The organism is Pseudonocardia kujensis (genome assembly GCF_021283305.1).
In the GTDB taxonomy this organism is placed as follows: Bacteria; Actinomycetota; Actinomycetes; order Mycobacteriales; family Pseudonocardiaceae; genus Pseudonocardia; species Pseudonocardia kujensis.
This window is the reverse complement of sequence record NZ_JAJSOK010000007.1, coordinates 122,295-143,491: the sequence shown is the minus strand read 5'-3', so window position 1 is coordinate 143,491 and position 21,197 is coordinate 122,295. Positions and strand designations below refer to the sequence as shown.

The window sequence follows — 21,197 nt, the reverse complement described above, 5'->3', positions numbered from 1 at the left end:
CTTACAAGCGTGACGGAGACACCTGCTCCGGCCCGACCGGCACGTCCGCGGGCACCGGCGTCCCGGTCACCACGGCGGCGCCCAGGGCCGCCAGCGCGGGCGCCGACTCGATCCCCGACCCGCCCTGACCGGCGAAGAAGTGGAAGCCGGGGAACTCCGGGCGGGCCCCGACGACCGGATCGCGGTCCGGGGCGAAGGTCCGCAGGCCGGCCCATGCGGTCCGCACCGACCGCAGCCCGAGGTGCAGCGCTTCCTCGACCCGCTCGAGGGCGAGGGCGACGTCCAGCTCGTCCGGGCGGACGTCGCCGGGCTCGGCGGGCGTCTCGTCGCCCGGCGAGAGCAGCAGCGTGTCGCCCTCCGGCTTGCAGTAGAAGCGCTCGGCGGCGTCGATCAGCATCGGCATGCCCGCCGGCAAGGTGCACGGAGAGATCGCGATCGTGCGGCGGTACGGGGTGAGGCCGGCCCGCGGCACACCGGCGAGCGCGGCGACGGCGTCGGCCCACGACCCGGCCGCGTCGACGACGTCGGGCGCGGTCCAGCAGCCCTCGGCGGTCTCGACCCGCCACCCGGCGCCGGTCCGCGTGACGGCGGTGACCCGGGCACCCTGCACGACCCGGCCGCCGCGGCGGCGCAGCCCGCGGACGTAGGCGCCGTGCAGGCCGATCGCGTCGGCGTCGGCCGCGGCCTCGGTCATCGCGCCCGAGCGCACCTCCCGCAGACCGGGACACGCCGCGGCGGTCTCGGCACCGGTCAACGGGTGCGGTCCGTCGGGCTCGGCGGCCCACTCGGCCAGCAGGAGCTGCAGCTCGCGCTCGCCGTCCTCGTCGAACGCCGCCCAGACGACGGGCAACGGCCGCAGGAAGGGCGGCGCCTCCAGCTCCTCGGCCAGCGCCGCGAAGCGCGGCGCGCTCGCCCGGATGAGCGCGCGGAAGACGGCGGTGCCGTGGCCGGGGATGTAGGTCGCGGCGGAGCGGCCGGTCGAGTGCACCGCCAGCGACGACTCGGCCTCCAGCAGCAGCACCGCGCGGTGCGCCGCGACCTCGTAGGCCACCGAGGCGCCGGCGATCCCGCCGCCGATCACGATCACGTCCGGGGAGCCGTCCACACCGGTCACCGTAATTCGGTCGCGGCGTACGCGAGGCGTCCCTAGGGTTTCGGCCATGGACCTCATCACCCTGTGAGACGGCGCGGCGGTTCTCCCTCCTGAGACACGCCGCCCGTTCCCGGCGCACGTCCGCGCCGACCGGTTCCTGTCCGTCCGGGCCGCCCCGCAGTGGCCGGACGTCCTCCCTCCTCGGATCGCGCGGGTGTTGCGGCCCGCGAACCGCGGATCCGCCCGCCGCTCGTGCGTCGAGCGTCGCGAGCCGTGATCCACGGGAGGACGCGCACACCGCCCCTCGGGGCGGCCCCTCATCTCCTCCAGGAGGTCCTCGTGCGAGTTCGTGACACCAGCCAGACCCCGACCCAGCCCACCAACCGGGCGGCCCGCCGCGCCGCCGCCCGCGGGAAGACCCCGCAGGCCACCGGCGCGGAGGCGCCGCGCGCCCTCGGCCGGATCGGCCGGGCGAGCACCGCCCCGGTGCACTTCCGCACCGACTTCGCCGCACGTCGCAGCGGCTGAGAACGCGGCGGGGCCGGCCACTCCTGGCGCCGGCCCCGCCGCAACCCCCACGTGGGGGGATCGCCGGAGGGGAGCGGAACCGGTCGAGCGGCCCCGCTCCCTCCCGACGCCCCCGATCCCGCGAGTCGGCACTTCCGACACCGCGAGTCGGCACTTCCGACACCGCGAGTCGGCAGTTCCCGCACCGCGAGTCGGCAGTTCCAGCACCGCGAGTCGGCAGTTCCAGCACCGCGAGTCGCGCTCCAGCCCCACCCGGCAGGCCTCGACGCCCTGCGGTGCACCGACCGCTCTGGCGCGGTCCCCGCACTTCGGCCGTCTAGGCTCGGGACGTGGTGGACGTCTGGTGGGCCCGGCCCGTCGACCCCTCGTCGGCGCCCCGGCTCGTCGCGCTGCTCGACGCGCACGAGCGCACCCGGCTCGGAGCCTTCCGCCGGCCCGCCGACCAGGCCCGCTACCTGGCCGCGCACGCCCTCACCCGGCTGCTGCTCGGCGCGCGTCTCGACACCGACCCGGCCGCGATCGCGCTGGACCGGACCTGTGAATGCGGTAAGCCCCACGGCAAGCCGCGCCTGGCCACCGGCACCGCCCCCGCCTTCTCGCTGACGCACTCCGGCCGGTTCGTGGGCGTCGCACTGAGCGACGACGGCCCCGTCGGCCTCGACGTCGAGGAGCTGCGTGCCCTCTCCGACCTGGACCGCCTCGCCGAGCACACCCTCTCCCCCGCCGAACGCACGCGCCCGCCGGCCGACACCCGGGCCTTCCTGACCATCTGGACGCGCAAGGAGGCCCTGCTCAAGGCGACCGGCAAGGGCCTCGCGAGCCCCATGGACGCCATCACCCTCAGCCCGACGGGCGGGGTCGAGGCCTGGACGGACGGGCCGGGCGCGGCGTGGGTCGTCGACCTCGAGGCGGGGCCCGACCATCCGGCCGCGCTGGCCGGGCTCGGCGGCGTGGCCCCCGAGGTCCGGGTCCACGACGGCGACGCCCTGCTCCGCTGAGTCAGTCGACGGGTCGCCAGGGCCGCGGCGGCAGCGTCGGCATCCCGGACGGCGAGCACTGCCCGCCCCGTTCCCCCGCCAGCCGGAACACCAGCCAGCCGGCGAGGGCCGCCAGCACCGACCCGGTGAGGATACCGATCTTGGCCTCGCTGATGAGGAGCTCGTCGTCGAGCGCCAGCTCGGTCACGAACAGCGCGACCGTGAACCCGATCCCGGACAGCCCGGCCCCGCCGAAGAGCTGCCCCCAGCGCAGCGTGTCCGGCACCCGGCCGATGCCGGTGCGCAGCGCCAGCCACGTCCCGAGCGTGACGCCGATCGGCTTGCCCAGCACCAGCCCGACGATGATGCCCCAGGTCAGCGGCGAGCCGAACGCCGCGGCGAGGGTCTCGTGGTCGAGGACCACGCCGGCGTTGGCCAGCACGAACAACGGCACGATCACGTAGCTCGACCAGGGCTGGATCTTGAGCTGCAGCCGCTCGTTCGGCGAGACCGCCTCGGTGACCGCGGCCTGCGCGGCGAGGGCACGCTCGGGCGTCGGGTCCAGGATGAACGTCTTCCCGACGAGCAGCGCGCGCTTCATGTCCTGACGTCGCGGCGCATAGGCGCTGACGACCAGGCCCAGCGCCACCCCGACGACGCTCGGGTGCACCCCCGACGCCAGCACGGCGACCCACATGACCACGCCGATGACCGCGTAGAACGGCGTCCGCCAGAAGCGGGCGAACCGCAGGGCGAGCAGCGCGACGAAGAGCAGGATCGCGACGAAGAGCGCCAGGACGTTCACCTGGGCGGTGTAGAAGATCGCGATCGCGATGACGGCGCCGATGTCGTCGACGATCGCCAGCGCCAGCAGGAACACCCGCAGCTGGTCGGGGCAGCGCGGCCCGACGAGCGCGAGCACGCCGAGCAGCACCGCGGTGTCGGTGGAGATCGTGATGCCCCACGCGTTCTGGGCGGTCGTGCCGGCGTTGAAGGCGAGGAAGACGAGCGCGGGGATCATCAGCCCGCCGATCGCCGCGGCCGCCGGCGCCGCGACCGCCCGGAAGCCGCGGAGCTCGCCGAGGGTCATCTCGCGCGCGATCTCCAGCCCGACGCTGAAGAAGAACAGCACCATCAGGCCGTCGTTCACCCAGTGCCGCAGGTCCAGGCTCAACGACCACTCACCGAGGTTCACGGCCAGCTGGGTGTGCCAGAACGTCTCGTAGCCCAGCGGCACGTTCGCCCAGAGCAGGGCGATCACGGCCGCGGAGATCAGCATCACCGCCGAGCCGGACTCGGTGCGGAGGAACTGCCGCGCCGCGCGGGAGAGGTCCCCGCGCTCGGATAGGGTCGTCACCGCCACCGGATCATCCTGCCCGGCGGCGGAACCTCGGCGCGAGGAGGCGGGCGAAATCGGACAGCTGGACCCGCCGCTCGGGCCGTACGACCACGTCGCCGGACGGGCCGACGCCCCGTTGGCGCTGGTGGAGTACGGCGACTTCGAGTGCCCCTACTGCCGCGCCGCCGCGCCGGTGATCGAGGAGGTGCGGGAGCGGCTCGGCGACGACCTGCGCTTCGCCTTCCGGCACTTCCCCCTGCACGAGCTGCACCCGCACGCGCTGGCCGCGGCGACGGCCGCGGAGATGGCGGCGCTCGAGGGCCGGTTCTGGCCGATGCACGACAGCCTCTACACACCCGGCCCGCCCCGCCTCACCCAGGCCGACCTGCGCGACCACGCCGTCCGGGCGGGCGTGGACCCCGACCGCGTGGTCTGGCCCGCGACCCGGCTGGTCGAGGACCGCGTGGAGGCCGACTTCAACTCCGGCGTGCGCAGCGGGGTCCGCGGCACGCCCACCTTGTTCGTCAACGGCGAGCCGTACCGCGGCGAGGTCGGTGTCGACCGGCTGATCACCGCCCTGACCTCGGTCTCCTCGGACTCCTCGGACTCCTCGGACTCCTAGGCCCTCCCCGCCCGGTACGCGAACCCGCCGTGATCGGCTACGGGACGGGCCGCGACGTCGATCACGACGGGCGGGCACCGCCACGGGGGCCCGCCCCCTACCCTGGGTGCATGACGGCGCCGCCCCACGGGATCCGCGCGGTCGGCGGACCGCCGGCCACGCCGGCGCCGCCGGGGTGCGCCGATCCCGTCGTCGGGCGGGCGCTCGCGGCGATCGACGCCGACCCGGCCCACCCGTGGACGGTCGCGGACCTCGCCGCCGAGGCAGGGACCGTGCCGACCGCGTTCGCCCGCCGGTTCCGCGAGCGGGTGGGCAGCGCTCCCCTGGCCTACCTGCGGCGACGCCGGATGGCGCTGGCCGAGGAGTACCTCGCCGAACCCTCGGCGACGGTGGCCGCGGTCGCCCGCCGGGTCGGGTACGCCGACCCCTTCTCCTTCGTCGCCGCGTTCACCCGGGAGCGCGGGCTCCCGCCGGGCGAGGCCCGCGGGCCCCGGACCTGAGCGGGCACCTGCCTGCCCACGCCGGCCCGACCGACGCGCCGCCCGAGTCTGTCGGCCCCGACGGTCACAATGGCGGGGTGAGTCGGTGGGTGCTGCATCTCGACATGGATGCGTTCTTCGCGTCGGTCGAGCAGCTGACCCGGCCGACGCTGGCGGACCGGCCGGTCCTGGTCGGCGGCACGGGCGGGCGCGGCGTCGTCGCGGGGGCCAGCTACCAGGCACGGGTGTTCGGCGCGCGGTCGGCGATGCCGATGGGCCAGGCGCGCCGGCGGTGCCCGCACGCGACCGTCCTGCCGCCGCGGTTCCCGCTGTACAAGATGATCTCCGAGGAGGTCATGGCCGTCCTGCGCGAGGCGGCGCCCGTGCTCGAGCCGGTGTCGGTCGACGAGGCGTTCCTCGAACCGCCCGCGCTCGCAGGGGCGGGTGCCGCCGAGGTCGAGGAGTTCTGCGTCGCGCTGCGGGCCGAGGTGCGGGCGCGGACCGGGCTGCCCGCGTCGGTCGGGGCGGGGTCGGGCAAGCAGGTGGCGAAGATCGCCTCGGAGCTGGCGAAGCCGGACGGGCTGAAGGTCGTCGCGCCCGACGTCGAGCGGGAGGTCCTCGACCCGCTGCCGGTGCGGTCGCTGTGGGGTGTGGGCCCGGTGGCCGAGGCGGCGCTGCGCAAGGTCGGGATCGAGACGATCGGCGCGCTCGCCGCGATGGACGCCCGCGAGGTCGCCGGGGTCCTGGGCTCGGCCGTCGGTGCCGAGCTCCACCGGCTCGCCCGCGGGATCGACGAGCGGCCGGTCGCGCCGCGTGGCGCCGCCAAGCAGATCTCCGCCGAGACCACGTTCGAGCACGACCTCACCGCGATGGACGACGTCCTGCGCGAGGTCGGGCGGATGACGGCGGCGGCCCACCGGCGGCTCGTCGTCGACGGCCGGGCGGCGCGCACCGTCACGGTCAAGGCGCGCAACGCGGACTTCGAGACCCACACCCGCTCCGAGACCACCGCCTTCGCCTCCACCGACCTCGCCACGCTCACCGCGGTCGCGCAGCGCCTGGCCCGCACCGCGGTCCCCGAGGGCGGGGTGCGGCTGGTCGGGGTGTCGCTGTCGGGGCTGTCCGAGAGCCCGCCGCCCGCCCTGTTCGAGGCCGTCCCCTCGGAGTCGGGCTGGACCACCGCGCCGCTCGCGGAGCCGGCGACCGTCGAGCCGGACACGGTCCTCACCGTCGAGACGGCCGACGAGGCCCACCCGGAGCCCGGCACCGAGTTCGGGCCGCGCCCGGGCGGCCGGCACGGGCCGCGCGACCCGGCGAGCCCGTGGCGCGCGGGCGACGACGTGGCCCACGCCGAGCACGGGCACGGCTGGGTGCAGGGCGCGGGGCACGGACGCGTCACGGTCCGGTTCGAGACGCGGGCGACCGGGCCCGGCCCGGCGCGCACCCTCGCCGCGGACGATCCGGCCCTGTCCTTCGCCGACCCGCTCGAGAGCTGGCGGCTGCCCTCGCCCGCGCACTGACGCCGCGCGCCTCCCGCGGTCAGAACGTGGCGATCGGGTTGACCGGGCTGCCGGAGGTACCGGCGAAGCGGACCGGCGCGACGGCGAGGTGGAAGTCCCACTGGGCGAGCTCGGCCGCCGTGGTCGCGCACGCCTCCAGGTCGCAGTTGTCGAGCAGCCACAGCCCCATCGCGACGAGGCCCACGGCGTGCACGGGCATCAACACGGCGTCGTACCCCGACGGCTGGACGTCCTGCGGGGTGTCCGCGCCGATCAGCGCGACCTCCCGTTCCTGCAGCCACGGCAGGCAGGACGCGTGCCAGCCGGCCTGCGCGACACCGCCGGCCGCACCGGCCTCGTGCCGAACGCGGCCGTAGCCGGTCCGCAGGAGGACCGCGTCGCCGGGTCGCACCCGCACGCCCTGCCGACGCTCGGCCTCCTCGAGGTCGTCGGGGAAGACACCCTGTCCCGGTTCGAGCCAGGGCACGTCGCGGACCCGCGCCACGTCCAGCAGGACACCACGGGTGACGATCCCGTTCGCCGCCGCCGTGACGGCCGCCCACGCCGATCCCGTCGCGGGGTCGACCGACGAGTGCGACCGTCCGTTGTACATCCTGCCGTCCCAGAAGAGGTGGCACGGCGAGTCGACGTGGGTGACGGTGTTGCCGTGGAACGTCAGGCCGAGCCGCTCGGTCGAGAAGCCCCAGCGCCGGTCGACGTGGAACGCCGCGGGCATGTGCTCGGCACCCGGCATGTCGGCGGCGCACGGGCACGTCGTCGTCGACCGCTCCATGTCCGCGGGTACGGCGACCTCCCACGCGCAGGACACGCTCCTGCCGTGGCGCACGGCCCGCGCCGCGGCCAGCCGGACGTCGTCGGTGAGGTGGTTCAGCGTGCCGAGCTCGTCGTCGTCGCCCCAGCGCCCCCAGTTCGACAGCGTGTGGAAGTACCCGAGCACGTCGTCCTGCGTGGGCAGCGGTCGCCCTGCCGTCATCCCCGCACCGACTCCTCCGGTCACGCGGTCCGAGACACCGCCGGCCGCCGACCCGGCACGGCACCGGATCAGCGATCCCTCTCGAACGCCGTCTCAGGCGTCCTTGTCCGCCACCCCCGCGGCGTCGAAGGTGGCGACGTCGGCGAGCGCCCGCGCCGCCCCCTGCACCACCGGCAGGGAGAGCAGCGCGCCCGTCCCCTCCCCGAGCCGCATCCCGAGGTCGAGCAGCGGGTCCAGGCCGAGGTGCGCCATCGCGATCCGGTGCCCCGGCTCGGCGGAGCGGTGCCCGGCCACGCACGCGGCCACGGCGTCGGGCGCCAGGACCGAGGCGACCAGCGCCGCGGCACCGGCGTTGACGCCGTCGAGCAGCACCGGCACGCGCAGCGCGGCGGCCCCGAGGACGAACCCGGCGATCCCGGCGTGCTCGAGCCCGCCGAAGGCGGCGAGCAGCCCGATCCCGTCGGCCGGGTCGGGCGTGTGCCGGGCCAGTGCCTGCCGCACGACCTCCGTCTTGCGGACGAGCGTCGCGTCGTCGATCCCGGTGCCCCGCCCGGTCGCCTCGGCCGGGTCCGCCCCGGTGACGGCGCAGATCAAGGCGGCCGCGGCGGTGGTGTTCGCGATGCCCATGTCGCCCGTGACCAGGCAGCGGTTGCCGGCGGCGACCAGGTCCCGCGCCACCTCGATGCCGGCCTCGACCGCCCGGCGGGCCTCGTCGCGGGTCAGCGCCGGACCCGCCGTCATGTCCGCGGTGCCCGCGCGGACCCGGCGCGGCAGCAACCCGGGCACGGGGTCGAGCGGCGCCGCGACGCCGAGGTCGACCACCTGGACCTCGGCGCCGAGCTGGCGGGCGAACGCGTTGACCACCGCCCCGCCGGCCAGGAAGTTCCCGACCATCTGGGCCGTGACCTCCTGGGGCCACGGGGTCACGCCTCGGGCGTGGACGCCGTGGTCGCCGGCGAACACCGCGACGGCCGCGGGCTCGGGCACCGCCGGCGGGCACAGTCCGGCGATCCCGGCCAGCTGCACCGCGAGGTCCTCGACCCGGCCGAGCGAGCCGCGCGGCTTGGTCATCCGGTCGAGCCGGTCCCGGGCCTCCGCCTCGGCGGCGGCGTCGGCGGGCCGGATCGCGGCCACGGTCTCGTCGAGCAGGGTCATGGCCACCTCCCCGGGCAGCGCCCGGTCTCCGTACCGCTCCTGGTGCACCGCCCACCGCAGCGGGCGGCGACGGGCCCAGCCCGCGCTCGCCAGCTCCGGCTCCGGTGCGAACTCCCGCACGTGCCCGACGCACAGGTACGCCACCACCCCGACGTGCGCGGGCAGCCCGAGCAGGTCGGCGAGTGCGCGCAGCCCCGCGTCGTCGAAGAAGCTGACCCAGCCGACGCCGAGGCCCTCGGCGCGCGCCGCCAGCCACAGGTTCTGCACCGCCGAGGCCGTGGAGTGCGCGGCCATCTCGGGGCGTCCGTACCGGCCGAGGACGTGCCGGCCGCCGCGGGTGGGATCCGAGGTGACGACGACGTTGACCGGCGTGTCGAGCACCGCCTCCACCTTGAGCGCGCCGAAGGCCGCCGCCCGGGCGCGGGGAAGGGACGAGGCGAACGCGGCCCGCTGGGCGGCGACCAGCGCGGCCACGCGCTCACGGGTGGCCCGGTCCCGCACCACGACGAAGTCCCAGGGCTGGGAGAACCCGACGCTCGGCGCGGCGTGCGCGGCCTCGAGCACGCGGCGCAGCGCGGCGTCGTCGACCGGCTCGTCGGGCAGGAACCCGGTCCGGACGTCCCGCCGGCCGTGGACGACCTCGTAGAACCCGTCCGCTCCATTCGCTTCGTTCGCCCCGTTCATCCTGTTCACCAGGGCATCGGGCTCAGCCTCGGCGGGACGAGCGAGACGCCCTGCCGCGCGACCGCCTCGATCCCCGCCACCCGCAGGCCGTCGAGCAGGGCCCGGCACCCGGGGTTCGCCGCGGGGTCCCCGGGCACGGCGAGCACCACGTGCCGCGCCCCCAGGTCGATCGCGTCGGCGACGGCGGCGGCCGCGCCGGCCAGGTCCGGCAGGCGTTCGACGCGCCAGGCCTCGGCGTAGAACAGGACCGTCGACTCGACGTCGGGCGTGGTGAGGACGGCGTCGGCGGCGGCGAGCAGGTCGGCGCCCTCGGCCGTGTCCGGGTCACCCCCGCCGGCACCGAGAACGGTCACCGTGGGGGTACGCGCAGCGGTGGCGCGACCGTCGCCGGTCATCCAGGCCTCCTCGAGGGTCCGCGCCCTCATCGTCGGAACCACAGCGACGGCGGCGAGTGTCCTGGCTCCCGGATCGCCGCGCGCCTCCCGGCCTTCCCGCCCCGCGGGCAGTGGCCATCGGGCGGGGACGCGCTCCCCGGTCACAGTGGCGGGACCGCACCGGACTCGCACCGGTTTCCTCCACTGCCGTCGGCCACGACGACACCACGCCGCGGCCGCAGAAGCAAGCGGCCGGGCGTCACACCCCGTCGACCGGTGAGGCCCCCTATCGCACAGCCCGGTCGCCCTGGGTGATCACCCCCTGGTCGGAGGGCGGTCGACGGGTGGGGTACTGTTCCCGGTGTCGGGCGGACGGCCGCCCGGCAGGCCCCGGGATCCGGGTGCCGATGCGGACGTAGCGCAGTTGGTAGCGCATCACCTTGCCAAGGTGAGGGTCGCGGGTTCGAGTCCCGTCGTCCGCTCCACGATCTCTCGAGGTCTCTCAGCGGTGCGGAGCGAACTCCGGTGCCCGCTCCCATCTCCCCGGGCCGACCGGCCACAGGTCCACGACCGCGCCGTTGGGCGGGACCTCTCTCGGCGCGTCCTCGGCCCCCAGTCCGCACGCCGCCGCGACCAGCGCCCGCAGCGTCTCGCCGTGGGTGACCAGCACGACCGACCCGGCCTCGGGCAGGGCGGCGAGCACCCGCTCCGCGCGGGCGTGCAGCTCGCGGCCCGTCTCGCCGCCCGGGGGCGCCCAGTCCGGCTCCGCGCCGGCCAACGCGGCCGCGCACTGCGCAGCCGGACGGCCCTCCCACTCACCGTGGGACTGTTCACGCAGGCCGGCGCACTCACGGACCGCCAGGCCGAGGACCCGGCCGACAACGGCGGCCGTCTCCGCGGCCCGGCGTTGCGGGCTGCTGAGGACCACCGCGTCCGCGGCGACCCGCAGCGCCCGGGCCGCGTCGAGGGCCTGGGCCCGGCCCCGCGCCGTCAGCGCGACGTGCGCGGTGCGGCCCTGCAGCAGCCCGGCGGCGTTCCACGTGCTCTCGCCGTGCCGGACCAGGTGCAGCACCGGCCCGGTGCTCACCCGTCCGCCGAGAGCCCTGCGACCGGCCCGATCACGATGATCGCCGGCGGGCTGATCTCCTGCTCCTTGATCTGCACCGCGACCGTCCCGAGGGTGGCGCGCAGGGTGCGCTGGATGCGGGTGGTGCCGTCCTGGATCACGCCGACCGGGGTCTCGGCGGGCCGGCCGTACTCGATCAGCGCCGCGGCGAACTGCGCGATCCGCTCGACGGCCATCATCAGCACGATCGTGCCGCGCATCCGGCCGAGTGCCGGCCAGTCGACGAGGCTGCGCGGGTCGTCCGGCGCGACGTGCCCCGACACGACGACGATCTCGTGCGAGACCCCGCGATGGCTGACCGGGATCCCCGCGACGGCCGGTGCGGCGAAAGCACTGGTGATGCCCGGGACGACGGTGACCGGGACCCCGGCCGCCGTGCAGGCCTGGACCTCCTCGAACCCGCGCCCGTAGACGAACGGGTCGCCGCCCTTGAGCCGCACCACGAACTTCCCGGCCTGCGCGTGCTCGATCAGCAGCTCGTTGATCCGCTGCTGGGCCATCGCGCGGCCGTAGGGGATCTTGGAGGCGTCGATGACCTCGACGTCGGGGCCCAGCTCCTCGATCAGGTCCCGCGGGCCGAGCCGGTCGGCGACCACGACGTCCGCCCGGGAGAGCAGCCGGCGCCCGCGGACGGTGATCAGCTCGGGATCGCCGGGGCCGCCGCCGACGAGCGCGACGCCCGGGAGCACGGGATCGGCGGAGTCGGCCACCACGCCCGCCTGCAGGGCCTCGACCAGGGCCGTGCGGACGGCGGCCGAACGGCGGTGGGCGCCCTTGGCCAGGACGCCGACGGTCAGGCCGTCGTACTCGCCCGTGGCGGGGGTGACGGCGGTGCCGAGGCGACCGTCGTCGGCCCGCACGCAGAACACCCGGCGGCGCTCCGCCTCGGCGCCGACGGCCGCGTTGACCTCGGGGTCGTCGGTGCAGGCGAGGGCGTACCAGGCGCCGTCGAGATCGCCGTCGGCGTAGCGGCGGGCGGTCCAGGTGATCTCCCGCGCCGAGGCCATGGCCTCGACGGCCGGGGTCACCTCGGGCGAGACCACCTCGACGAGCGCCCCCGACGCGATCAGCCGGGAGACCCGGCGCTGCGCGACCTGGCCTCCCCCGACGACGACCACCTTGCGCCCGGCGAGCTCGAGGCCGACGAGGTACTGGTCGTGCTGGGTCACGTGCAGGTCCTTCCGCGGATCGCCCGGCGGGCTGGTCGTGGCCGGCGGGCCCGGGGAGCGGGTGGCGGGCACACCCGGTGTCACCCCGGGTTCCCTGTCGCCGGCCGCGGAAGCATAACGAGCCGACGATGCGAGCTGAACGGTCCCGAGCGGGAGACGCCTATCCCGAGGGGGAGTTCGCGCTGGTCAGGGCCTCGTGCTCGACGCGGGCGGCGGCGACCGTCACATCCCCCACGATCGTCTTGGGCACCACGAGCCGCGGCGGCCGACCCTGTTCCCCCGCCACGAGCAGCGCCGCGGCCTCCGCCACGGACGGTGTGCCGACCGCCTCGCCGACCCGCGCGCTGCCCGGCACCGCGACGGCCGCGAGCGCCGCCGCCGGCCGCACCTCCAGCCCGGCCGGCGCGATCGCGTCGAGGATGCCCCGTTCCCCCGCCTTGGCCTCGACGGAGGCGTAGACCACGTCGACCTCCCCGATCACGTCCCGGACGACCGCCAGCGCCGCCCGCACCGCCTCGGCCGACACCCCGCGCCGCGCCCCGATCCCGACCACGCAACGGCCATCGGCGGGGCCGCCGTCGCTCACGACCCGACCCGAGCCGCGGGGACCTGGGCGGCCAGGAAGCGCGCCACCGAGCCGGGCGTGCCGGCCGGATGGGTGTGCAGGAACGACGCGTGCACCCCGCCCGCGACGAACCCCTCCGCCGCGCCGCCCCGCCAGCCCCAGGCGGCAGCCGCGCCGGCCCGGGGGGTGACCGCGCAGTGGTGGAACTCGTGCCCGCCGACCCGCTCGCCCGCCGCGAAGCCGGTCGAGTCGCTCAGCGCCACCGCGTCGCGGTAGCCGAGGGTCAGCCGGCCGGTCATCGCGGCGGTGGCGTCGAGGGCGCCGACCAGCGGGACGCCGTCGAGCTCGCGGCACAGGTAGAGCAGCCCGCCGCACTCCGCCCGGATCGGCGCCCCCGCCTCCGCGAGCGCGCGGATCGCCGCGAGCAGGCCGGTGTTGGCACCGAGGTCGCGCACGTGCTCCTCCGGGAACCCGCCGGGCAGCACGAGCCCGCCGACGGCCGCGGGCAGGGTCTCCTCGCGCAGCGGGTCGACCAGCACGACCTCGGACCCCGCCGCCTCCAGGAGCTCGACGTGCTCGGCGTAGCCGAAGGAGAACGCCGCGCCGCCCAGCACCGCGGTCCGTGTTCCCGCCGCCGTCCGGTATCCGCCCAGCTCGGCGACCGGATCCCAGACCGCGCCCCCGGGCAGCGGCTCCGCCACCCGGACCACCGCCTCGAGGTCGACGTGTTCGGCCACCAGGACCGCCATCGCGTCGACCGCCGCCGTCGCCGCGGCACCGTGCTCGACGGCCGTCACCAGCCCGAGGTGGCGCGACGGCACGGCCAGCTCCGCCCGCCGCGGCAGGACACCGAGCACCGGCAGCCCGATCTCGTCGCACGCCGCGCGGAGCACCTCCTCGTGCCGCGCCGAGCCGACCCGGTTCAGGATCACGCCGGCGAGGCGCGTGCTGGCGTCGAAGCTGCGGAACCCGTGCAGCAGCGCGGCGACCGACCGCGACTGCCCCCGGCAGTCCACGACGAGCACCACGGGCGCGCCGACCATGGCGGCGACCTGGGCCGTGGAGCCGTAGCCGTCGGCCACCCGGCCGTCGAACAGCCCCATGACGCCCTCGATCACCGCGATCTCGCAGCCCGCGGCCCCGTGCCGGACCAGCGGCCCGATCCGCTGCTCGCCGACGAGGACCGGGTCGAGGTTCCGGCCGGGACGCCCGGCGGCGAGGGTGTGGTAGCCGGGGTCGATGTAGTCCGGCCCGACCTTGAACGGCGCCACGGCACTCCCGCGCCTGCTCAGCGCGGCCATCAGCCCGGTGGCGACGGTCGTCTTGCCCGATCCCGACGCCGGCGCCGCGACGACGAGCGCGCGGGCTACCACTCGATCCCCCGCTGCCCCTTCTGCCCGGCGTCCATCGGGTGCTTGATCTTGGTCGTCTGCATGACGAGGTCGGCCGCCTCGATCAGCTCGGGCGCCGCGTCCCGGCCGGTGACGATCACGTGCTGGCGGCCCTCGCGCGCGGCGAGCACCTCGACGACCTCCTGCACGTCCACCCAGCCCCACTTCAGCGGGTAGGTGAACTCGTCGAGCACGTAGACCTCGTGCACCTGGTTCTCGAGGCGGCGGCGGATCTCCCGCCAGCCCTCGAGCGCGGCGGCGGCGTGGTCCTCCTCGCTGCCGGCCTTGCGGCTCCAGCTCCAGCCCGAGCCCATCTTGTGCCACTCGACGGGCCCGCCCTCGCCGGTCTGCTCGTGCAGCCGGCCGAGCGCGCGGAAGGCCTCCTCCTCGCCGACCTTCCACTTCGCGGACTTCACGAACTGGAACACGCCGATCGACCAGCCCTGGTTCCAGCCGCGCAGGGCCAGCCCGAAGGCGGCCGTCGACTTGCCCTTCATCTCGCCGGTGTGCACCACGAGCAGCGGGCGGTTGCGGCGCTGGCGGGTGGTGAGCCCGTCCTGCGGAACGCTGGTGACCTGGCCCTGGGGCATCGTCGTCCTCCCTGGTCAGTGCTCTGGTCGGTGCACTGGTTCGGTGCTCTGCTCGGTCGGGTGGGTCAGGCGCCGGCCGCGGCGGTCAGGTCCGCGACGGTCAGCTCGTCCACCGTGATCACGGGGGCGCCGGCGGCCGCGGCGACCTGCCCGGCGAGGCCCAGCTTCACGAAGCCGGACTCGCAGTCGACCACCACGGTGTGCACGCCGTCGGCGGCGAGCAGGCCGGCCGCGCGCCGCGCGTCGGCGACGGGATCGCCGAACGGCCGGGTGGCGACCGTGGCCCGCCCGTCCGTCAGCAGGACGACGAGCGGCCGGCGCCGCGGGTCCCGCACCCGCTCGGCGGCGAGGGTGCGGCGGGCGAGCAGCAGGCCGTCGGCCAGCGGGGTACGGCCGCCGGTGCGCATGGCGGCCATCCGGACCTGGGCGGTCGGCACGCTCGTCGTCGGCGGGAGGACCAGCTCGGCGCCGGCGGAGCGGAAGGTCACCAGGCCGACCTTGTCCCGGCGCTGGTAGGCGTCGCGCAGCAGGGCCAGGACCGCGCCGGAGACCGTGGCCATCCGCTTGCGGGCGGCCATCGAGCCCGAGGCGTCGACGACGAACAGCACGAGGTTCCCCTCGCGGCCCTCGCGCAGCGCCGCGCGCAGGTCGGCGCGCTGCAGCAGCAGGCCCGGGCCACGTCGCCCGCGTTCCCGCTGGAACGGCGCGGCGGCCGCGATCGTCGCGGGGAGGTGCAGGTCGGCGGCCCGGCGCGGGGTGGCGTCGGAGGACCGGACGACACGACCGGTGTCGGTGCGGGCACGCGAGCGGCGGCCGGGTGCACCGTCGCCGACGCCGGGCACGGTGAACCGGCGCGCGGCGACCCGGCTCAGCCGGGCGGGGGCGCCGACGGGCATCGCGCTGCCCGCGCCCATGACCTCCGGGCGGCCCTGCGGGGTCTCGACCGCCCCGGCGGCGTCGGGGCGCGAGCCGGCGTCGGGGCGCGAGGCGGGGTCGGGGCGCGAGGCGGGGTCGGAGCGCGATCCGGGGTCGGAGCGCGGGGCGGGGTCGGCCGGCTCGGGACCATCACCGGGGTCGGCGGCACCGCGGGGCGGGGTCGGTGCGGGCCGGCCCGCGTCCGGACCGGCCTCGGCGTCGGAGCCCTCGTCCGCGGCGGGTGGGTCGTCCGGGTCGTCGGTCGGGTCGCCCGGCCCGTCGGGCTCCCCGCCGCCCGGGTCGTCGTCCGGGTCGGGCGGGTCCTCCGGACCGAGGTCCTCCTCGGCGTCGCGCAGGGCCTCCTCGAGGTCCTTCTCGTCGATCCCCGGCTCGTCGAAGGGGTCCCGGCGGCGCCGGTGCGGCAGGGCGAGCCGCGCCGCGACCCGTACGTCGTCCTCCCCGACGGCGTGGGCGCCACGCCAGGCGGCGTGGGCCACCGCGGTCCGGGCGATGACGAGGTCGGCGCGCATGCCGTCGACGTCGAACCGGGCGCACACGAAGGCGATCCGCCGCAGCTCCCGGTCGCTCAGCCGCACGGCCTCGACCCGGTCCCGGGCGGCGACGATCCGCGCCGCGACCTCGGCGTCGGCCGCGGCCCAGGTCGCCGCGAACCCGGCCGGGTCGGCCTCGAACGCCATCCGCCGCCGGACGACCTCGACGCGGGTGTCGACCTGGCGCGCGGCCTTGACCTCGACGGTCAGCCCGAACCGGTCCAGCAGCTGCGGCCGCAGCTCCCCCTCCTCCGGGTTCATGGTCCCGACCAGCAGGAACCGCGCCGCGTGCGAGACCGAGACGCCGTCGCGCTCGACGTGCGCGCGGCCCATCGCCGCCGCGTCGAGCAGCAGGTCGACGAGGTGGTCGTGCAGCAGGTTGACCTCGTCGACGTAGAGGACGCCGCGGTGCGCCTCGGCCAGCAGGCCGGGCTGGTAGGCGCGGGTGCCCTCGGACAGCGCCTTCTCCAGGTCGAGCGAGCCGACCAGCCGGTCCTCGGTGGTGCCCACCGGCAGCTCGACGAGCCGGGCGGGTCGCGTCGTGGAGCCGCCGGCGTGGGGCGCGTCGGGGCAGGACGGATCGGGCGCGGCGGGGTCGCAGCCGAAGCGGCAGCCCTCGACGACCTCGACCGCCGGCAGCAGGGCCGCGAGCGCCCGCACCGCCGTCGACTTGGCGGTCCCCTTCTCACCGCGCACCAGCACCCCGCCGACACCGGGGTGCACGGCGTTGAGGACCAGGGCCAGCCGCAGGTCGTCGTGCCCGACGACCGCGGAGAAGGGGAAGGCGGTACCGCTGCTCACCGGCGCGACTCTGCCAGACCGGTCGCCAGCACCGGGAGATCGCCGGGAGCACCGTGATTGATCACATGCTCAAGTGCGGCCGTGTCCAGGTGCTGCTCGACGAGGTCCGCGAGCAGGTCGAGCTGGGCGGTGCGCTCGGCGGCGAAGGACGTGTCGGGCGCCGGGCGGAACCCGGACCGACCTGACTGTTCGGCGAGCCGGGCCAGCAGCACGCGGCGGAAGGAGTCGTTCTCCAGCAGGCCGTGCCAGTGCGTGCCGAGCACACCGCCCGCGTCGGAACCCTCGCCGTCGAGCAGATCGGGGTCGCCGGAGCGCACGACCCGGCCGTGGTGGATCTCGTAGCCGCGCACGGGCTCGCCGAGCGCCGTGCCGGTGGGGGTGCCGAGGTGCTTCTCGGCGTCGAACGCGATCTCCAGGTCCAGCAGCCCGAGGCCGGCGACGTTGGCGCCGCCCGGCACCTCCACGCCCGGATCGGTGATCCGCGTGCCGAGCATCTGGTAGCCGCCGCAGATCCCGAGGACCGGCTTGCCCTCGGCGGCGTGCGCGGCGATCGCGTCGGCCAGACCCGACGCCCGCAGCCAGGCCAGGTCCGAGACGGTCGCCTTGGACCCGGGCAGGACGACGACGTCGGCGTCGAGCAGGCGCGACGGCTCGGTCACGTACCGCACCGCGACGCCGGGCTCGCAGGCCAGGGCCTCGGCGTCGGGCGCGTTGGAGATCCTCGGCAACCGGACCACCGCGACCCGCAGCCACTGCTCGCCCAGCGGCGGGGCCGGGCGGCCGAGCACCCCGTCGGCGACCGCGGACAGGGAGTCCTCGGCGTCGAGCCACAGCCGGTCCGACCAGGGCACCACCCCGAAGGTCGGCCGTCCGGTCAGCTCCCGCAGCTGGTCGAGGCCCGGCGCGAGCAGGGCGGGATCGCCGCGGAACTTGTTGATCACGAACCCGGCGATCCGGGCCTGGTCGGCGGGGTCGAGGACGGCGACGGTGCCGAACAGGTGGGCGAGCACGCCACCCCGGTCGATGTCCCCCACCACGACCACCGGCAGGTCCGCGGCCTGCGCGAGACCCATGTTGGCGAGGTCGGTGGCGCGCAGGTTGATCTCGGCCGGCGAGCCGGCGCCCTCGCAGACCACGACGTCGAACCGGCGGCGCAGATCGGCCAGGGTCTGCGTGACCACCTCGAGCAGCGCGGCGGTCCGGGTCCGGTAGGACAGGGCGGAGACGTGCCCGTCGGCCCGGCCGCGGACCACCACCTGCGAGGTCCGGTCGCTGCCCGGCTTGAGCAGCACGGGGTTGAACGCGACGCTCGGCTCGAGGCCGCACGCGTGCGCCTGCATCGCCTGGGCCCGGCCGATCTCCCCGCCGTCGACGGTGACGACGGAGTTGTTGCTCATGTTCTGGGCCTTGAACGGGGCGACGGACACCCCGCGCCGATGCAACCAGCGGCAGAGGCCCGCGACCAGGGCGCTCTTGCCGGCGTCGGACGTCGTACCCGCCACCAGCAGGGCACCGCTCGGTTCCACGGCGAGCAGTCTCCGGCAGAACGACCGGCAGAGGCCCGGCGGGGTGCCCCGGATCCCGAGGTCGCCCACCCGGGTACCGGTGGTGCCCGCGGCGGAGCGGGCGCCGAGGCGGCGGCACCCCACGACCGCGGGGCGCCTACCGTAGGGGCATGCGCTTCCTGCTGCGGCCGGGCTGGATCGCCTTCGTGGTGGTCGTCATCGGGTTCGCCGTGGCGTGCTACACGCTGCTGGCCCCGTGGCAGTTCGGGCGTGAGGAGCAGCGCCAGGCGCAGCAGCACGCGATCGACGTCGCCAACACCACCCCGCCGGTCCCGTTCGCCCAGCTCGTCCCGGGTTCCGAGATCGCCCCGGGCGAGGAGTGGCGGCAGGTCACGCTCTCCGGCACGTACCTCCCCCAGGCCGAGGCGCTCGTCCGGCTGCGGGTCGTCGACGGCAAGCCCGCCTCCGAGGTGCTCACCCCCGTCCGGCTCGACGACGGCCGCACCGTGGCCGTCGACCGCGGCTCGATCACCACGAGCGACGGCCAGGCCGTCCCCGACTATCCCGCCGCGCCGGCGGGCCCGGTGACCCTCACCGGACGGCTGCGCGTCGACGAGACCGACACCACCGGTCGCGCGCCGCTGACCGAGGGCGGCCACCTGCAGATCTACGCCGCGGACTCCCGGCAGCTGGCGAAGGCGACCGGCACGCCCGACATGGTCGAGGGGTACGTGCAGCTCGCCGCGGGCCAGCCGGGGGTCCTGACGCCGATCCCGGTCACGCCCGCCACCACCGCGGCGCCGTTCACCAACGGCTCCTACGCCCTGCAGTGGCTGACCTTCGGCGCGATCGCGATCATCGCGCTCGGCTACTTCATCCGCCTCGAGGTGCTGCAGCGGCGCGGGAGGAGGGAGCGGAAGGCGAGCCTGCGCGACGCGCTCGCCGGTCGCGACCTCGACCCCGCCGCCGACGCCGCCGACGCCGCCGACGCCGCCGACGCCGTCGATGCCGACGACCCGGCCGACCCGACCCGCCGCTCCGACCGGCCCGGCACCGGCGACCGCGACACCCCGGCCTCCCGCTGAGCGGCCTGGCGCCGGCGAGAAGGCGCCCGGGGTTCCTGGCGGGTCCCGGCGGGATCCTCAGCTCCTGACGGTCACGGACGGCTCACCGTCGCAGCAGCGCCACCGCCACCGCCACCCCCGCCGCCAGCAGGCCGACGGCGCGGGAGAGGCGGGCGGCGCGGACGAGGTCGGCGGGGACCGGGGCGGGGCCCCGGCCCAGGGACGGACGGTCCTCGGCGCCGTAGGGGTACTCCGTCCGCCCGCCCAGCCGCACGCCGAGCGCGCCCGCGGCGGCGGCCTCCACCGGGCCCGCGTTGGGGCTGGGGTGCTCGCGGGCGTCGCGGCGCCAGGCCGTCACCGCCGCGCCGGGGCGGCCGCCGACCAGCGGTGCCGCAGCCGCCGTGAGCACCGCGGCCAGCCGGGCCGGTGCGAGGTTCGCGAGGTCGTCGAGGCGCGCCGACGCCCAGCCGAAGCGGGTGTAGCGCGGCGAGCGGTACCCCACCATCGCGTCCAGGGTGTTGACCGCGCGGTACCCCAGCAGGCCCGGTACGCCGGCCACCGCGCCCCAGAACAGGGGCGCCACCACGGCGTCGGACGTGTTCTCGGCCAACGACTCCACGCCGGCCCGCGCCATCCCGGCCGCGTCGAGCAGGGCGGGGTCGCGGGCGCAGAGGTGCGGGATCCGGGCCCGCGCGGCCTCGAGGTCGCCCTGCTCCAGCGACCTCCCGAGCGCAGCCCCCTCCCGCACGAGCGAGGTGCCGCCGAGCACGGCCCAGGTCGCCACCGCGGTCGGCAGGACCCGGGACCCGACGAGCCGCTCCCCCGCCATTCCGGCCGCCACCGCACCCGCGACCAGCGCCGCGGTGTAGGCGGCGCCGGCGCGGCGCGAGTCGGCGTACAGCCGGCGTTCGAGGCCCGCGGCGAGCCGGCCGAAGCCCGCCACCGGGTGCCCGCGGCGCGGGTCGGCGAGGAGGAGGTCCGCCGCCACCCCGAGCGCCAGGCCGCAGGCCCGCTCGGAGCCGGGGAACCGGTGGAGGGGACCGCGCCGCATGCCGGTCACCGTAGCCCGGGGGATGATCGGTGCATGCGCACGGACATCGACCCCGGCGAGCTCGGGCACGGCCGCTTCTACAAGGTCCTGACCAGCGTCGTCGTCCCCCGGCCCATCGCCTGGGTCTCGACCCGGTCGGCCGCGGGCGTCGACAACCTCGCCCCGCACTCGTTCTTCACGGTCTCCTGCGTCGACCCGCCCATGGTGCAGTTCACGTCCGTCGGGAAGAAGGACTCGCTGCGCAACGCCACCGAGACCGGCGAGTTCGTGGTCTGCCTCGCCAACGAGGCCATGTTCGAGCGGATCAACGCGACCGGCACGGACTTCCCCGCCCACCTGTCCGAGTTCGCCGAGGTCGGGCTCACCGCGGAGCCGAGCGCGACCGTCGCCCCGCCGCGGGTCAAGGAGTCCCCGGTCGCGCTGGAGTGCCGGCTCGAGCAGGCCCTCGAGCTCGGCGACTCGACCGTCGTGATCGGCCGGGTCCTGCACGCGGCGATCGACTCGGACGTCTTCGAGACCGACGCCCGCGGCCACAGCCTGCCGTCGATCGAGCGGCTGCGTCCGCTCGCCCGGCTGGGCCGCAACGAGTGGTCGACGATCGGCAAGGTCCTCGACATCACCCGCATCCCGTACGAGGACTGGCCGGGCCACTTCCGCAGCGAGGACTGAGCCGAACGTCCCTGGTCACGGTCCTGCCGGCAGCCCTACCGTCCGAAGGGGGCGGT

20 protein-coding genes, 1 tRNA gene and 1 riboswitch are annotated in these 21,197 nt (G+C 76.4%); of the genes, 8 read left to right on the top strand and 13 right to left on the bottom strand.

All coding sequences use genetic code 11. The features are described from left to right. Position 1 precedes the first annotated feature (1 nt). On the bottom strand, positions 2–1,105 hold the full coding sequence (locus LWC35_RS07975) for an NAD(P)/FAD-dependent oxidoreductase (protein WP_232869306.1): 1,104 nt from the start codon (positions 1,103–1,105) through the stop codon (positions 2–4). Between the two features lie 327 nt (positions 1,106–1,432). Here LWC35_RS07975 and LWC35_RS07970 point away from each other — a divergent pair, with 327 nt between their 5' ends. Both LWC35_RS07970 and LWC35_RS07965 read left to right on the top strand, forming a co-directional pair. Continuing rightward, positions 1,433–1,621: a hypothetical protein gene (locus LWC35_RS07970; protein ID WP_232869305.1), complete on the top strand. Its 189-nt coding sequence runs from the start codon at positions 1,433–1,435 to the stop codon at positions 1,619–1,621. 329 nt (positions 1,622–1,950) lie between these two features. After that, complete coding sequence (locus LWC35_RS07965) at positions 1,951–2,619, top strand: 4'-phosphopantetheinyl transferase family protein (RefSeq protein WP_232869303.1); 669 nt, start codon at positions 1,951–1,953, stop codon at positions 2,617–2,619. Position 2,620: 1 nt separating this feature from the next. Here the strand turns inward: LWC35_RS07965 and nhaA are convergent, their stop codons facing one another. After that, complete coding sequence (gene nhaA / locus LWC35_RS07960; protein ID WP_232869297.1) at positions 2,621–3,955, bottom strand: Na+/H+ antiporter NhaA; 1,335 nt, start codon at positions 3,953–3,955, stop codon at positions 2,621–2,623. Positions 3,956–4,010: 55 nt separating this feature from the next. On the opposite strand from nhaA, the gene LWC35_RS07955 reads away from it, so the two are divergent. From LWC35_RS07955 to LWC35_RS07945, 3 genes are all read left to right on the top strand, one after another. Then, positions 4,011–4,559 (top strand): DsbA family protein, encoded by a 549-nt coding sequence (locus LWC35_RS07955; protein WP_372463015.1) that lies wholly within the window; start codon positions 4,011–4,013, stop codon positions 4,557–4,559. Positions 4,560–4,669: 110 nt separating this feature from the next. Next, complete coding sequence (locus LWC35_RS07950) at positions 4,670–5,059, top strand: helix-turn-helix transcriptional regulator (protein WP_232869296.1); 390 nt, start codon at positions 4,670–4,672, stop codon at positions 5,057–5,059. A 77-nt stretch (positions 5,060–5,136) separates the two neighbouring features. Further along, positions 5,137–6,558, top strand: coding sequence for a DNA polymerase IV (locus LWC35_RS07945; protein WP_232869295.1), 1,422 nt, complete (start codon positions 5,137–5,139; stop codon positions 6,556–6,558). 19 nt (positions 6,559–6,577) lie between these two features. On the opposite strand, the gene LWC35_RS07940 is transcribed toward LWC35_RS07945, so the two are convergent. The 3 genes from LWC35_RS07940 to LWC35_RS07930 form a co-directional block, all read right to left on the bottom strand. Next, positions 6,578–7,531: a cyclase family protein gene (locus LWC35_RS07940; protein WP_232869293.1), complete on the bottom strand. Its 954-nt coding sequence runs from the start codon at positions 7,529–7,531 to the stop codon at positions 6,578–6,580. 93 nt (positions 7,532–7,624) lie between these two features. Then, positions 7,625–9,370, bottom strand: coding sequence for a nicotinate-nucleotide--dimethylbenzimidazole phosphoribosyltransferase (gene cobT, locus LWC35_RS07935; RefSeq protein ID WP_232869292.1), 1,746 nt, complete (start codon positions 9,368–9,370; stop codon positions 7,625–7,627). A gap of 5 nt (positions 9,371–9,375) precedes the next feature. Beyond that, on the bottom strand, positions 9,376–9,795 hold the full coding sequence (locus LWC35_RS07930; protein WP_232869290.1) for a hypothetical protein: 420 nt from the start codon (positions 9,793–9,795) through the stop codon (positions 9,376–9,378). 4 nt (positions 9,796–9,799) lie between these two features. After that, a riboswitch (cobalamin riboswitch) is annotated at positions 9,800–9,991 on the bottom strand. A 162-nt stretch (positions 9,992–10,153) separates the two neighbouring features. On the opposite strand from LWC35_RS07930, the gene LWC35_RS07925 reads away from it, so the two are divergent. After that, a tRNA-Gly gene (locus LWC35_RS07925) sits at positions 10,154–10,229 on the top strand. 17 nt (positions 10,230–10,246) lie between these two features. Here LWC35_RS07925 and LWC35_RS07920 read toward each other — a convergent pair. From LWC35_RS07920 to LWC35_RS07890, 7 genes are all read right to left on the bottom strand, one after another. Continuing rightward, positions 10,247–10,831, bottom strand: a complete 585-nt coding sequence (locus LWC35_RS07920) for a histidine phosphatase family protein (RefSeq protein ID WP_232869289.1) — start codon at positions 10,829–10,831, stop codon at positions 10,247–10,249. Further along, positions 10,828–12,039 (bottom strand): uroporphyrinogen-III C-methyltransferase, encoded by a 1,212-nt coding sequence (gene cobA, locus LWC35_RS07915; RefSeq protein ID WP_232869288.1) that lies wholly within the window; start codon positions 12,037–12,039, stop codon positions 10,828–10,830. The genes LWC35_RS07920 and cobA overlap by 4 nt, the downstream gene beginning before the upstream one ends. 160 nt (positions 12,040–12,199) lie before the next feature. Beyond that, complete coding sequence (locus LWC35_RS07910) at positions 12,200–12,625, bottom strand: cobalamin biosynthesis protein (protein WP_232869287.1); 426 nt, start codon at positions 12,623–12,625, stop codon at positions 12,200–12,202. Then, positions 12,622–13,977 carry a cobyrinic acid a,c-diamide synthase CobB gene (locus LWC35_RS07905; RefSeq protein ID WP_232869285.1) on the bottom strand — a complete coding sequence of 452 codons (1,356 nt, stop codon included), beginning with the start codon at positions 13,975–13,977 and terminating at the stop codon, positions 12,622–12,624. The genes LWC35_RS07910 and LWC35_RS07905 overlap by 4 nt, the downstream gene beginning before the upstream one ends. Further along, positions 13,971–14,585 (bottom strand): cob(I)yrinic acid a,c-diamide adenosyltransferase, encoded by a 615-nt coding sequence (cobO, locus tag LWC35_RS07900; RefSeq protein WP_232869283.1) that lies wholly within the window; start codon positions 14,583–14,585, stop codon positions 13,971–13,973. Before cobO ends, LWC35_RS07905 begins: the two co-directional genes overlap by 7 nt. Before the next feature lie 65 nt (positions 14,586–14,650). Then, entirely contained in the window at positions 14,651–16,852 is a 2,202-nt protein-coding gene (locus tag LWC35_RS07895) for a putative cobaltochelatase (RefSeq protein WP_232869282.1), read from the bottom strand. Further along, a complete protein-coding gene (locus tag LWC35_RS07890) occupies positions 16,849–18,378 on the bottom strand; it encodes a cobyric acid synthase (RefSeq protein WP_232869280.1) in 1,530 nt (509 codons plus the stop codon). Before LWC35_RS07890 ends, LWC35_RS07895 begins: the two co-directional genes overlap by 4 nt. 149 nt (positions 18,379–18,527) lie before the next feature. Between LWC35_RS07890 and LWC35_RS07885 the strand changes: the two genes are divergently transcribed. Continuing rightward, a complete protein-coding gene (locus LWC35_RS07885) occupies positions 18,528–19,442 on the top strand; it encodes an SURF1 family cytochrome oxidase biogenesis protein (protein ID WP_232869278.1) in 915 nt (304 codons plus the stop codon). 82 nt (positions 19,443–19,524) lie between these two features. On the opposite strand, the gene LWC35_RS07880 is transcribed toward LWC35_RS07885, so the two are convergent. After that, positions 19,525–20,472 carry a cobalamin biosynthesis protein gene (locus LWC35_RS07880; protein ID WP_232869277.1) on the bottom strand — a complete coding sequence of 316 codons (948 nt, stop codon included), beginning with the start codon at positions 20,470–20,472 and terminating at the stop codon, positions 19,525–19,527. 33 nt (positions 20,473–20,505) lie between these two features. Here LWC35_RS07880 and LWC35_RS07875 point away from each other — a divergent pair, with 33 nt between their 5' ends. Continuing rightward, positions 20,506–21,141, top strand: coding sequence for a flavin reductase family protein (locus LWC35_RS07875; RefSeq protein WP_232869275.1), 636 nt, complete (start codon positions 20,506–20,508; stop codon positions 21,139–21,141). The last annotated feature ends 56 nt before the right edge of the window (positions 21,142–21,197 follow it).

Coding starts and splice junctions, on each gene's coding strand:
- LWC35_RS07950 (WP_232869296.1), top strand. CDS start 4,670: ATGACGGCGCCGCCCCACGGGATCCGCGCGGTCGGCGGACCGCCGGCC.
- LWC35_RS07930 (WP_232869290.1), bottom strand. CDS start 9,795: ATGAGGGCGCGGACCCTCGAGGAGGCCTGGATGACCGGCGACGGTCGC.
- LWC35_RS07940 (WP_232869293.1), bottom strand. CDS start 7,531: ATGACGGCAGGGCGACCGCTGCCCACGCAGGACGACGTGCTCGGGTAC.
- cobT (WP_232869292.1), bottom strand. CDS start 9,370: ATGAACGGGGCGAACGAAGCGAATGGAGCGGACGGGTTCTACGAGGTC.
- LWC35_RS07875 (WP_232869275.1), top strand. CDS start 20,506: ATGCGCACGGACATCGACCCCGGCGAGCTCGGGCACGGCCGCTTCTAC.
- LWC35_RS07885 (WP_232869278.1), top strand. CDS start 18,528: ATGCGCTTCCTGCTGCGGCCGGGCTGGATCGCCTTCGTGGTGGTCGTC.
- LWC35_RS07880 (WP_232869277.1), bottom strand. CDS start 20,472: ATGCGGCGCGGTCCCCTCCACCGGTTCCCCGGCTCCGAGCGGGCCTGC.
- cobO (WP_232869283.1), bottom strand. CDS start 14,585: ATGCCCCAGGGCCAGGTCACCAGCGTTCCGCAGGACGGGCTCACCACC.